We start from the raw sequence: 12682 nt of genomic DNA on the forward strand, positions 1-12682 counted from the left end.
TTCAGCGACCGGCGGCCGGGACGGCGGCGCGGTAGGTCTCGACGAGGCCCGCGATGCCGGCCGCCACCTCGGCGGGGGTCGGCATCGCGTTCATCTCGTCACGGATCCTGCGTGCCTCCCGGGTGAAGGACGGCTCCGCCAGCAGCCGCAGCAGGGCCTGCCTGACCCGGGCTCCGGTGGCCTCGCTGCTGTGCATCGTCAGACCCGCGCCCTGCTCGGCGAGGTAGCGCGCCCGCAGCGGCTCGTCGAACAGGTTGGGCAGCACGAGCTGGGGCGCGCCACTGGCCAGCGTCGTGAAGAACGTGCCGCTCCCGCCGTGGTCGATCACCGCCGTACAGGTCGGCAGCAGCGCGTGCAGGGGCACGAAGCTGACCAGCCTGACGTTGTCCGGCACGCGTTCGAGCTGCGCCTGGTGCTGCTCGGGCAGGGTGGCGACGATCTCCACGTCCAGGTCGGCGAGGCCGTCGAGGATCTCCTGGACCGGCACCAGGTAGCCGTCCAGGTTCTCCACCGACGTGGTCCCCAGCGTCAGGCAGACGCGGGGCCGCTCGGGCGGGACGCGCAGCCAGGGCGGGATCACCGCGCGGTCGTTGTACGGGACGAACCGCACCGGGACGCGGTGCGGCTCCGGGCCGGCTCCCGGGTCGGGCGGCAGCTGCAGGGAGGGCGGCGTGTAGTCGATCGTGAAGTGGCCGTGGGTCATCTCCTCGGAGAACTCCACACCGTGCCTGCGGGCCTGCGCGGTGATCCACGCCTGCAGCGGGTCCTGGCGCTCGTGCGGCGGCTGCTGCTCCTTGACGCGCAGGTAGTGGCCGCGCATCCGGCCGAACAGGTCCAGGGTCCACATGAACCGCGCGTGGACCGCGCCGCACGCCTTGGCCGCGATCGGGCCGGCGTAGGTCACCGGCTCCCAGATGACCAGGTCGGGTTCCCACTTCCGGCAGAACTCGGTCAGCCCGTCGATCATGGGGTCGTTGACCAGCCTGCACCACCAGGGGACGAACTGGGCATACCCCCGCTTGAGCTCGTCCCAGGTGAGCCGCTCGGGGTTGTTGTCCGCCTGGTCGAAGAGGGGCACCGCCCGCTTGTGCTCGTCACGGGGGTCGAAGAAGCCGAACGCCCTGTTGGCCCGCCAGAGGCTGTGGTCCTTGCCCACCGGCACCGCGGTCAGCCCCGACCGGGTGATCACGTCGGTCAGGTCGGGCTGGCTGGCGACGCGGACCTCGTGCCCCTCGGCCTGCAGCGCCCACGCCAGCGGAACCATGACCAGGAAGTGTGACTTCTCCGCGTAGGTGGCGAACAGAATGCGCATGGTCGTCCTTGCCGTCCTTCCGGGTCGTCCTTCCGGACGTACGGGCGCTTCCGGGCGTGCGAGCGTGACAGGGCGCGGCGCGGGTGGAGCGGCCGCCTGCTGCGCCCCCGCCGGGTCCGGCCACGGCCGGGACACGCCACAAGCCTTATCACATTCACTCCGCCGAAAGGCAATACCCTTTCGCGGGGCGGCGGGGGTTGATTTCCCGATGTGCCCGAACAGTAGTCTCAGGCACCGCCGCAGACGAAAACGCAGGAGCTCCGATGAAAGGCATAGTCCTTGCCGGAGGAAACGGGACGCGTTTACATCCGCTGACCCTCGCGACCTCCAAGCAGTTGCTTCCCATCTACGACAAGCCGATGATTTACTACCCGATCTCGGTGCTGATGCTGGCACACATCCGTGACATCCTCATTATTTCCACGCCGGACACCCTTCCGTCGCTGCAGGCGCTTCTGGGTGACGGATCCCATCTGGGCGTGAACTTCAGCTACGTGCCGCAGCCGGAGCCGCGCGGGATCGCCGAGGCGTTCCTGCTGGGTGACGCGCACATCGACGGGGACCCGTGCGCGCTGGTGCTGGGCGACAACCTCTTCCACGGCGCGGGCTTCCCCGACCTGCTGCGCAGGGCCCGGGAGGAGCTGGACGGCTGCGTGATGTTCGGCTACCCGGTGAGCGATCCGGAGCGGTACGGCATCGGCGAGCTGGACGCCGAGGGCCGGCTGATCTCGATCGAGGAGAAGCCGAGCCTGCCCCGCTCCGACCAGGCCATCACGGGCCTGTACTTCTACGACAAGCAGGTCGTGGACATCGCCAGGGAGCAGCGGCCCTCGGCCCGCGGCGAGCTGGAGATCACCGACGTGAACCGGGTCTACCTGGAGCAGGGCAAGGCGAACCTGGTCCCGCTGGGCCGGGGCTTCACCTGGCTGGACGCCGGGACGCACCAGTCCCTGCTGGAGGCGAGCCAGTACGTGCAGATCCTCGAACGCCGCCAGGGGGTACGGGTCGCCTGCCTGGAGGAGATCGCCCTGCGCATGGGGTTCATCGACGCCGACGCCTGCTACCGGCGGGGCAACGAGATGAGCCAGTCGGTATACGGCCGATACGTCATGGACATCGCTCGATCACTCGCGTGACTGACAGCAAAGGTGCAGCCAAATGCGGATCCTGGTCACCGGCGGTGCCGGGTTCATCGGCTCGAACTTCGTGCGGCGCACGCTCTCCGGCGCCTACGAGGGGTTCGAGGACGCCCGGGTCGTCGTCGTGGACAAGCTGACGTACGCCGGGACCATGGAGAGCCTGGCGTCCGTCGCCGACGACCCGCGGCTGGAGTTCGTCCAGGGCGACATCTGTGACGCCTCGCTGATGTCGAGACTGACCAGGGGTGTCTCCCTGGTCGTGCACTTCGCGGCCGAGACCCACGTGGACCGGTCGATCGACAGCGGTGCCGACTTCGTCACCACCAACGTGGTGGGCACCCAGACGCTGCTGGAGGCCTCGCTGGGCGGCGGCGTCGGGAAGTTCGTCCTGGTCTCCACGGACGAGGTGTACGGGTCCATCGAGACGGGCTCCTGGGTGGAGGGCCACCCGCTGGAACCCAACTCCCCGTACTCGGCCTCCAAGGCCGCGGCCGACCTGCTGGCGCGGGCTTTCTCGCGCACCTACCGCTTCCCCGTCTCGATCACCCGCTGCCCCAACAACTACGGGCCGTACCAGTTCCCCGAGAAGGTCATCCCGCTGTTCGTCACCAACCTGCTGGACGGGGAGCGGGTGCCGCTGTACGGCGACGGCCTGCACGTGCGCGAGTGGGCGCACGTCGACGACCACTGCCGCGGCATCGCCCTGGTCGCCTGGCGGGGCAGGCCGGGCGAGGTCTACAACATCGGGGGCAACGCAGAGCTGACGAACCGTGAGCTGACCGCGGCGCTGCTCGACATCGCCGGGGCGGACTGGTCCATGGTGCTGCCGGTGGAGGACCGGCCCGGTCACGACCGCCGCTACTCCGTCGACAGCTCCAAGATCTCCGCCGAGCTGGGCTACCGGCCCCGGGTGCCCTTCGCCGACGGCCTGGCGGCCACGGCCCGCTGGTACGCCGAGAACCGCAGCTGGTGGGAGCCGCTGAAGAAGGCGCAGGCCGCCCCCGAGGACCCGGCGGGCCCCGGAAGCTCCGCAGGCTCCGCAGGCTCCGCGGGCTCCGCGATCCCGGGGGCCGGCGCCGGGACGCCGGCCGGCGTGTGACCCGCCGCAATTACCGCCGTCCGGCGGAGAAAGCGCCGGAGAACGCACACCTGTCTCGCTGGCGGGACAAACGGCCTTCCGGCCGCGGGCCGCGGGCGCTTTCTTATTCCGAACGCCGCTATATGGTGACGGGCGGAACCGATACGTTAACCTCCAGAGCTGGAAAGCGGTGCTGGGAATGGAGATCATCGGAAATGGCTTTCTCGCGAGGCACCTGCGGTCGATCGAAGACGCCCATCCGGAGGTGACGATTCTCGCCGCCGGTGTGTCGCTGTGGAAGAATTCCGATTCCGACTACGAGCGGGAAACCGCGCTGGTGGACGAGACGATCGAGAAGAGCCTCCGCCAGGACCGGACCCTCGTTTTCCTCTCGACCGCGTCGATGAGCATGTACGGCGGGGCCGGCTGCCGGGGCCGTGAGGACGAGCCCGTGGAGCCCGTCACCCCCTACGGCTGGCACAAGCTCGCGCTGGAGCGGCGCGTCCAGGACTCCGGGGTACGGCACCTGATCCTGCGGCTCGGCTACGTCGTGGGCCCGCACGTGCCGGCGAACCGGTTGATCCCCTCCCTCATCGAGCAGATCCGCTCCGACAACCTCACGATGTACCGCAGCGCGCGCAGGGACATCATCGACATCACCGACTGGATAAAGGTCATCGACCTGCTGCTGGCCACCGGCACCACCCAGGAGGTGGTGAACGTGGCCACCGGCGAGTCCGTGCCGGTCGCGCTGATCGTCGACCACCTGGAGATGCGGCTGGGCATCACGGCCCGCAGGCAGATCATCGACGAGGGGACCTCCCACCACATCTGCGTGGAGAAGCTCCGGCGGCTGGTGCCCGCGGTCGACGACATGGGCTTCGGCCCCGGCTACCACCGGATCGTGATCGACCGCTACCTGGAGGCGACCTCCCAGCTGGGGAACGCGACGCCGGAGGCGGCAGGGTCACCGGAACCGGCGGAACCGGCGGGGTCACAGCGGCACGCGGGTCCCCCGTCCCGCCGAGCCTGACCGGCCGGGCCACAGGCGAGCAGAGAGGCAGGGCAGTGCGCACACCAGAGGTCTTCGTCCGGGGAATCGGCACGTTCGTCCCGCCGACGGTCAGCGTGGAGTCGGCCGTCGCGCAGGGACTGTGCACGCCCGAGCACGCCAAGGTCCACGACATGCTCGGCGCCGCGGTGGCGGGAGACATCCCCGCTCCCGAGATGGCGCTGCGGGCGGCGCGGGAGGCGATCACGCGCGGCGGGGGCGGCACCGGCGCCCTCGGACTGATGCTGTACGCCGACGTCTGGCACCAGGGCCCCGACGGGTGGTCGCCGCAGTACTACCTGCAGCACCACCTCGTCGGCGGCGACCTGCTGGCCGTTGAGCTGCGCCAGGGCTGCAACGGCGTGCTGAGCGCCCTGGAGCTGGCCGGCGGGTTCATGGCGGGCGACCCGCGGGGCCGTGACGCGCTGATCGTCACGGCGGACAACTTCGGCACCGCCCGGATGGACCGCTGGTGCTCGGGGCCGGACTTCGTGCTCGGCGACGCCGGGAGCGCGCTGGTGCTCTCCCGCGAGCCCGGCTTCGCCCGGCTGCTCTCGGTGAGCTCGATCTCCGTGCCCGAGGCCGAGGAGCTGCACCGCGCGGGCACCCCGCTCTTCCCGCCGAGCGCCACCACCGGCGAGGCCGTCGACTTCAGCGCGCGGGCCGAGGAGTTCGGCCGGATGTGCTCGACCGACACCGACCTCGCGCTCGCCTGGGTCATCGTGCAGCAGCGGATGATGCAGGTCCTCAGCCGGACCCTGGCCGAGGCGGAGATCAAGGTGGCGGACGTCACCCGCACCATCTTCACCAGCCTCTCCCCCGAGGCCGTCGAGCACCGGTGGATGGCGGTGCTGCGCATGCCGATGTCCAAGTCGAGCTGGGACTTCGCCAGGACCGTCGGCCACCTCGGCGCCAGCGACCACCTGGTCTCCCTGGACCACCTGCTGTCGACCGGCGAGCTCGGTCCCGGTGACCACGTGCTGCTGGGCGGCATCGGCCCCGGCGTCACCATCTCGTGCGCCGTCCTGAAGATCCTCGACACCCCCTCGTGGGTCTAGGACACGTCGTCGGAAGGGGGCACGGCCCATGGAGTTCGGTCTCGGCGGCGCGCGCGGCGAGCGGCGCGACGCGATGTTCGACGGCGCGCGCAAGAGCCTGTACGAGGAGTCCGGCCCGCCGCGGGAGCCGTTCACGCGGGACCGCTGGCGGGCCGCCGCGGAACTGGGCGCCACCGGCCTGTGCCTGCCTCCCGAGCACGGGGGCGGCGGCCTGGGCGCCCTGGACACGGCGCTGTCGCTGGAGGCGTTCTCCCGGGGCGGCGGCGACACCGCCCTGGCGTTCGCGGTCTCGGCGCACCTGCTGGCGTGCTGCGTCGCGATCCGTGACAACGCGGACGAGGACACGCGCGCGGAGCTGCTCCCGGGCCTGGCCTCCGGGGCGCTGGTCGCGGCCAACGCCATGACCGAGGACGGGGCGGGCTCCGACGTGAGCAGGCTCGCCACCGTGGCCCGGCCCGACGGCGACCACTACGTGCTCGACGGCGTCAAGTCGTTCGCCAGCAACGCGCCCGCGGCCGACCTGATCGTCACCTACGCCACCACCGACCCCGGCCTCGGCTTCCTCGGCGTGACCGCCTTCGCGGTCCCCCGTGACCTGCCGGGTGTCACGGTGAGCGAGCCGATGGCCAAGATGGGCCTGGACGGCTGCCCGGCAGGCCGGGTGGAGTTCTCCGGCTGCCGGGTCCCCGCCCGGTTCAGGCTCGGCGCCGAGGGGCGCGGCAGCGCCGTCTTCCAGGGCTCGATGGCCTGGGAGCGGGCCTGCCTGCCCGCCGTCTACCTCGGGATGATGGAGGAGCAGCTCGGCCGCGCCGTGGAGCACGCGCGCGGGCGCCGCCAGTTCGGCCGCGCCCTGGGCGACTTCCAGGCCGTCTCGCACCGGCTGGTCACGATGAAGCAGCGGCTGGAGGGCGCGCGGCTGCTGCTGTACCGGGCGTGCTGGTCGCTGGACGAGCAGGACGCCGACGCCGCCACCCACGCCGCCCTGTCGAAGATCGCGGTGTCGGAGGCGGCCGTGGCCAACAGCCTGGACGCGATCCAGGTCTTCGGCGCGACCGGCTACCTCGGCGCCGCGGGCGTCGAGCGGCAGCTGCGCGACGCCGTGCCCGGCACGATCTTCTCCGGGACCACGGAGATCCAGCGGGAGCTCGTCGCCAGGGGGCTGGGGCTGTGAGCCTGCACCGGCTCCTCATCGACGCCGCCGCCCGGTTCCCGGACAACCTCGCCCTGGCCGGTCCGGCCGGTGAGATGACCTACCGCGAGCTCGACCTGCGCGCCGACGCCCTGGCGCACGTGCTGTCCGGCGAGGGCGTACGCCCCGGGGACCGCGTGGTGATCTGGGAGGGGAAGACACCGCTCGCCGTCGTGGCGATGCAGGCCGTGCTCCGCCTGGGAGCCGCCTACGTACCGGCCGGGGAGAGCGCGCCCGCGGCCCGGGTGGCCGCCCTGATCCGCGACTGCAGCCCCCGCGTCGTCTGCGCCGACGGCGACCGGCTGAAGGCGATCGAGGCGATCGCCGGCGACGCAGGCGACGCAGGCGACGCGGACGGCGACGGCGGCACCGGCGGCACCGGCGGCATCGGCGGCACCGTGGACCTCGACGGGCACCGCGCGCTCCCGGCCGGCCCGCGGCCCGTCCCGGTCGACCATCCGGCCGGTGCCGACGATCTCGCGTACGTGCTCTACACCTCCGGCTCGACCGGCGTCCCCAAGGGCGTGAGCGTCAGCCACCGCGCCGCCCGCGCCTTCGTGGACTGGGCCGCGGCCGAGCTGGACGCCCGGCCGGACGACCGGTTCGCCAACCACGCGCCGTTCACCTTCGACCTGTCGGTGCTCGACCTGTACGCGGCCTTCTCCGCCGGGGCGACGGTCTGCCCGGTCCCGGCCGAGCTGGCCTACGCGCCCGCCCGGATGGTGGAGTTCCTGCACCGTGAGCGCATCAGCGTCTGGTACTCGGTCCCGTCCGCGCTGACCCTGATGATGCGCGACGGCGGCCTGCTGGAGCGGCCCGCGCCGGGTGCGCTGCGGGCGGTGCTCTTCGCGGGCGAGCCCTTCCCGATCGCGGGGGTGCGCGACCTGGCGGCCTGGACCGGCGCCCGGCTGCTCAACCTCTACGGCCCGACCGAGACCAACGTCTGCACCTTCCACGAGGTCACCCCCGGCGACCTGGCGCGCGACCGCTCCGTGCCGATCGGCCGCGCGTCCTGCGGCGACGTCGTACGGGTGATGCGGCCCGACGGGCGGGTGGCCGGGGTCGGTGAGGAGGGCGAGCTGGTCGTGGAGGGACCCACGGTGATGCTCGGCTACTGGGGACACGAGCCGCAGACGGGGCCGTACCGCACCGGGGACATCGTGCGGGTCCTCCCCGGCGGGTCACTGGACTACCTCGGCCGCCGCGACCACATGGTGAAGGTGCGCGGCTACCGGGTGGAGCTCGGCGAGGTCGAGGCCGTCCTCGGCAGCCACCCGCAGGTGGCCGACGTCGCCGTGGTGGTCAGCGGCGAGGGCGCCGACGCGCGGCTGCGCGCGTTCGTGCTGCCCGCGCCGGGAGCCGCGCCGGGCGTGCTGGGGCTCAAGCGGCACAGCGCGGAACGGCTGCCGCCCTACATGATCGCCGACGAGATCCTGCTCGTGGGCGAACTGCCCAGGACCCGCAACGGAAAGATCGACCGGGCCGCCCTGAGCTCCGGGACCACGCCGTACGGCCAGCTGTGAAGGAGACGACCATCGTGAGCACCGACCTGTCCGAGCGGGAGATATCGGATCGGCTGATCGCCTTCATCCGGGAGCGGTTCCTGTCGGGCGACCCCGCCGGGGAACTCGACGAGGACTCGCCGCTGCTGGAGTGGGGGATCCTCAACTCGCTGAACACCGCGCTGCTGGTGGCCCACATCCGCGACGAGATGGGGATCGACGTGGCGTTCGAGACGATCGACCCGCGGGCCTTCAAGAGCGTCCGCGGCCTGACCTCGGCGCTCCTTCCGCACACGGCCCCGGCCTGACCCCCGTTCCCGGTCCCCGGCCGTGAGCCGGGGCCGGGAACGGCCGGGGCACCGCGCCGTCCCGTTCCCGCGTGTCTCGTCCCCCGGAGGACGACGTGTCGTTCCTCCGGGGGACGGTGTTCAGCTCGCGACGGTGCCGCGGTGTTCGGCGGTGAGCCTCTCCAGCTCTCCGACGAGCTCGTTGGGGGTGGGCATGGCCTCGATCTCCGTCCGCAGCCTTCCCGCGGCCTCGGCGAAGGAGGACTCACCCAGCAGGCGCAGCAGGTGCTCGCGCACCCGCGGGCCACTGGCGTCACGGCCGTGCATGACGATCCCCGCCCCCTGCTCGGCCAGCCGCTCGGCCCGCAGCGCGTCGTCGAACATGAACGGCTCGATGAGCTGCGGGACCCCCTGTCCCGCCATGGTGAGGAACGTGCCGCTCCCGCCGTGACTGATCACGGCCGAGCAGGTGGGTGCCAGGGCCTGGAGCGGGACGAAGGAGACCAGGCGGACGTTGTCGGGGACGTGGCTCAGCTCGGCCTGCTGCTTCTCCGGCAGGGTGGCCACGAGCTCGATGTCGAGGTCGGCCAGACTGGTCAGGACGTCCTGCACGCTCAGCGAGTAGCCGTCCAGGCGTTCGGTGGCCGAGGTGCCCAGCGTCAGGCAGACCCGGGGCCTGGCCGGAGGGACGTGCAGCCAGGGCGGGACGACGGCGACGCCGTTGTAGGGGATGTAGCGCAGCGGCACGTAGGTGTGCGGCAGGTCCAGCCGCAGCGAGCCCGGGGTCGGGTCGATGGTGAAGTGCCCGCTGGTCATCTCCTCGGAGAAGTCGACGCCGACCTTGGCGCCGCGGGCGCCGATCCAGGCGGCCATGGCGTCGCGCTCGCCGGGGGCCTGCTCCCGGAGGGCGCGCAGGTAGTGGCCGCGCATCCGGGCGAACAGGTCCAGGCTCCACAGCATCCGGGCGTGCGCGGCTCCGCACGCCTTGGCCGCGATCGCCCCCGCGTAGGTGACCGGTTCCCAGATCACCAGGTCGGGCTTCCAGTGCCGGCAGAACGCGGTCAGCTCCCCGATCATGGGGTCGTTCACCACCCGGGCCCACCACGGCACGAACTGCCCCCCGTACCCGTTCTTCAGGTACTCCCAGGTGAGCACCTCGGGCCGGTTCTCGGCCGGGTCGTAGGAGGGCTGCCGCGACGCCGACGCCGGCTGGTCCTTCGTCCGCCCCACCAGCCGGTGCAGGATGTGGTCCGTGCCGACGGGAACGGCGGTCAGGCCCGCGCCGGTGATGACGTCGGTCAGCTCCGGCTGGCTGGCCACCCGCACCTCGTGGCCCGCGTTGCGCAGCGCCCACGCCAGCGGCACCATCCCCAGGAAATGGGTCTTCTCCGCGTACGACGTGAAGAGAACGCGCATGACTCCCCTAACCGTTGCTGACGGGCCCCAGCGCCTGCGCGCTCAGGTAGTCGACCGCGTCGACGAAGGTGTACGGCTGCATGAAGCCGCCCGCGCGCACGTCGCGGTAGAGCCGCGCCAGCGGGTGGGAGGCGACGAAGGAGGAGCCGCCGATCAGGGTCTGGGCGTCGAAGACGATGGACGGCGCCATCTGGTTCACCATCATCTTCGCGCACTGGAACGGCGTCATCATGGCCGGCCCGCGCTCCTGCGGGTCGCCCGTGTCGTCGTAGGCGAGCCGGTCGGACGTGGCCAGAGCGGCCGCGACCGCCGACCTCATCGTGAACAGCCGGGCGTCCATCTCGGCCACCAGCGTGCGGGCCGCGGCCGCGCCGGCCGTCCCCCTGCTCAGGATGGTCGAGACGGCGATCTCGCGCGCCGACCGGGCGATGCCCGTGTAGATGCCGAGCATGGTGACGGAGCTCACCGTCTGGCCCGCGAGCATGGCGAGGTCCTGCTCCCCGGCGAGGCCGCGCAGCACCACGTCCTCGGGGGCGATGCGGCAGTTCTCGAACAGGATGTCCACGGTGCCCGAGGCCCGCATGCCGAGCCCGTCCCAGTTGTCCATCACGGTCAGGCCCGGGGTGTCCCGGGTGAGCACCGCCATCGCGTACCGGGAGCGCTCCCCGGGGACGCGCGTCTGCGCGTACACCGCGAAGTCGGTGGCGATGGGCGCCAGGCTCACCAGCGTCTTGCCGCCCGTCAGCAGCCAGCCGCCGTCGTCGGTCGGCGTCAGGGTGGTGAGGCGCCGGTCGCGCGGGATGTCCTTGACGCCGGTGGGGACCACGGACTCGCCGGAACCCATGCCGCGCAGCAGCCGTTCGGCCAGCGCCCGCGCGTGGGCCGGGCCGGTCCGCCACTCGTAGGTCAGCGTCAGCGCCCGGCTGAGCTGCATGTGCAGGGCGAGCGCCGTCGAGGCGTCGGCCTCGGCGACCTTCAGCAGCGCCAGGGAGACGTCGTGCAGGCGCTCGACGCCCAGCCCGCCGAGCGCGGAGGGCACGGTGGCGCCGAGGACGCCGTCCTTGCGCAGGCCGTCGAAGACGTCATGGGGGAACGTCCCGTTCCTGTCGTTGACCGGGGCGGCCTCGGCGATCGCCGGCCGGTGCGTCTCGATGAGGCGGAGCAGCTCGCGGCCCTCGGGCGTGATCGGCTCGAGGAGTTCTCCATGCATCGCGGCGTCCTCGGTGTGCACTGTCATCGGCCCATCCCGCTTCCCCTCGTTCGCACGTCGGCCCACTGCCTTCGCATGCACCGCAAACGACTTTTCCGCGCGCGGCCGAAGAAATCAACCGTCAAATTATCCACACCCTCGAAAAAGGCCATTCGCATGGACATCGGAACCGCCGGAGAATAGCTTGACCCACCGATCACCCGGAACTAGCATCTGTCCCGCTGGCGAGACGGGGCCACCGCTTTCAGATCGCGGACGACGACCGCCCGGCCGGCTCGAATAATCCTCCAGGTAATCCCATTCAGCCGCGACGCCGAGTTGAAGGTGGAAGAACGTGCTCTTTCCCCACACCAAGACCAGAAGGACGCTGCTGCGCCACGCCAACCCGCCGGAGGGCGTCACCGCGCACGATCTTCTCCTCAAGGCCGGGCTGAACGACCTGCCCTCGGCCGAGGTGTTCGCGGCGCTGTACACCAAGGAGGTGTCCGCGCAGTTCACCGTGGAGCGCCAGGACACCGACCAGGTCGTGGGGTACGTCTCCTTCCACCACCTGGACCTGTCGGGCCGGCACGTGCGGGCGAGCTTCTACACCGACCCCACCGCCGCGGGCACCGGCGTCGGCGCCGAGGTCATGCTCCTGACGATCAACTACGCCTTCGCGATGTGGAACGTCAGGAAGATATATTTCTGGACCGCCGAGCCGGATTTCCAGATTCTGCACACGACCTTCGACACCGATCACAAAGAGGCGACTCTTCCCGAGCATCTTTACGACCGGGGCGAGCTGCGGGACGTGCATATCTACGCCGTCTACCGCGAGTTCTGGGAGGAGCACGGCGCCGATCTCCTCAATAAGCTCGTACAGACCCCGCTCGAACGCCGGAACGCGGCGTCCACCGATTCCACCGAGACGCCGTCAGGAGAGAACAGTTGACCGAGATGTTCGTTTCCGACCAGAAGAAGGAAGTACGCGAGCGGATCGAGCGCGAGGCGCTGAAGATCGTGTTGTTCAGCTCCAACGAGCTCGCCATCCCCGAGCTGACCGACCTGGGGGAGATCACCGAACCCAGCGATCTGGGCAACCTCGACTCCTTCTCCATCATCCTCCTGATCCTCGCCCTCGAGGACGCCTACGGCGTCCCTCTCCTGGATGACATGGCCGGTTTCGGCGGCAGGAACTTCGACGACCTGGCGGACTTCGTCATCGAGCGGCTCCCCCGCCGCGCCGACGGCCAGGGATAGCGACGGGGCACGGCACGGTACCGATGAGCGGGAAGAACGGCGTTGACCTGGCGCCCGTCCCCCTCCCCGCACGCCGTCTAGATCTCGTCTAGAACTCTCCCGTGGCCTCTAGGGCAAACTCTCAGCCATCGACGGATCCGTCGAGGCGAAAGGGTGTGACAGACGTGACGACAGACGTGAACGGTTACCCGAGTCTTG

General features: G+C 71.0%; 12 protein-coding genes. 9 read left to right on the forward strand and 3 right to left on the reverse strand.

Features of this window, described 5'->3' with window-relative positions; all coding sequences use genetic code 11:
- Position 1: 1 nt before the first annotated feature.
- Positions 2 to 1312: an activator-dependent family glycosyltransferase gene (locus tag ACIBCT_RS09130; RefSeq protein WP_399186864.1), complete on the reverse strand. Its 1311-nt coding sequence runs from the start codon at positions 1310 to 1312 to the stop codon at positions 2 to 4.
- Between the two features lie 263 nt (positions 1313 to 1575).
- Here ACIBCT_RS09130 and rfbA point away from each other — a divergent pair, with 263 nt between their 5' ends.
- From rfbA to ACIBCT_RS09165, 7 genes are all read left to right on the forward strand, one after another.
- The gene (gene rfbA, locus ACIBCT_RS09135) at positions 1576 to 2448 is read left to right on the forward strand and encodes a glucose-1-phosphate thymidylyltransferase RfbA (protein ID WP_399186865.1); all 873 of its coding nucleotides are present in this window, start codon (positions 1576 to 1578) and stop codon (positions 2446 to 2448) included.
- Between the two features lie 22 nt (positions 2449 to 2470).
- Positions 2471 to 3550: a dTDP-glucose 4,6-dehydratase gene (rfbB, locus tag ACIBCT_RS09140; protein WP_399186866.1), complete on the forward strand. Its 1080-nt coding sequence runs from the start codon at positions 2471 to 2473 to the stop codon at positions 3548 to 3550.
- A gap of 178 nt (positions 3551 to 3728) precedes the next feature.
- Positions 3729 to 4562 (forward strand): NAD-dependent epimerase/dehydratase family protein, encoded by an 834-nt coding sequence (locus tag ACIBCT_RS09145; protein WP_399186867.1) that lies wholly within the window; start codon positions 3729 to 3731, stop codon positions 4560 to 4562.
- A 35-nt stretch (positions 4563 to 4597) separates the two neighbouring features.
- Positions 4598 to 5638 (forward strand): ketoacyl-ACP synthase III family protein, encoded by a 1041-nt coding sequence (locus ACIBCT_RS09150; protein WP_399186868.1) that lies wholly within the window; start codon positions 4598 to 4600, stop codon positions 5636 to 5638.
- Between the two features lie 28 nt (positions 5639 to 5666).
- Positions 5667 to 6809 carry an acyl-CoA dehydrogenase family protein gene (locus ACIBCT_RS09155; RefSeq protein WP_399186869.1) on the forward strand — a complete coding sequence of 381 codons (1143 nt, stop codon included), beginning with the start codon at positions 5667 to 5669 and terminating at the stop codon, positions 6807 to 6809.
- Positions 6806 to 8350, forward strand: coding sequence for an amino acid adenylation domain-containing protein (locus ACIBCT_RS09160; protein WP_399186870.1), 1545 nt, complete (start codon positions 6806 to 6808; stop codon positions 8348 to 8350). Before ACIBCT_RS09155 ends, ACIBCT_RS09160 begins: the two co-directional genes overlap by 4 nt.
- 14 nt (positions 8351 to 8364) lie before the next feature.
- Positions 8365 to 8637 (forward strand): phosphopantetheine-binding protein, encoded by a 273-nt coding sequence (locus ACIBCT_RS09165; RefSeq protein WP_399186871.1) that lies wholly within the window; start codon positions 8365 to 8367, stop codon positions 8635 to 8637.
- Positions 8638 to 8757: 120 nt separating this feature from the next.
- Here ACIBCT_RS09165 and ACIBCT_RS09170 read toward each other — a convergent pair whose 3' ends face one another.
- Both ACIBCT_RS09170 and ACIBCT_RS09175 read right to left on the reverse strand, forming a co-directional pair.
- A complete protein-coding gene (locus ACIBCT_RS09170; RefSeq protein ID WP_399186872.1) occupies positions 8758 to 10032 on the reverse strand; it encodes an activator-dependent family glycosyltransferase in 1275 nt (424 codons plus the stop codon).
- Positions 10033 to 10039: 7 nt separating this feature from the next.
- Positions 10040 to 11269, reverse strand: coding sequence for an acyl-CoA dehydrogenase family protein (locus ACIBCT_RS09175; RefSeq protein WP_399186873.1), 1230 nt, complete (start codon positions 11267 to 11269; stop codon positions 10040 to 10042).
- 307 nt (positions 11270 to 11576) lie between these two features.
- On the opposite strand from ACIBCT_RS09175, the gene ACIBCT_RS09180 reads away from it, so the two are divergent.
- Both ACIBCT_RS09180 and ACIBCT_RS09185 read left to right on the forward strand, forming a co-directional pair.
- A complete protein-coding gene (locus tag ACIBCT_RS09180; RefSeq protein ID WP_399186874.1) occupies positions 11577 to 12176 on the forward strand; it encodes a GNAT family N-acetyltransferase in 600 nt (199 codons plus the stop codon).
- A gap of 5 nt (positions 12177 to 12181) precedes the next feature.
- On the forward strand, positions 12182 to 12484 hold the full coding sequence (locus ACIBCT_RS09185) for a hypothetical protein (protein ID WP_399187162.1): 303 nt from the start codon (positions 12182 to 12184) through the stop codon (positions 12482 to 12484).
- The last annotated feature ends 198 nt before the right edge of the window (positions 12485 to 12682 follow it).

It is taken from the genome of Streptosporangium sp. NPDC050855, assembly GCF_044456585.1.
Lineage (GTDB): Bacteria > Actinomycetota > Actinomycetes > Streptosporangiales > Streptosporangiaceae > Streptosporangium > Streptosporangium longisporum.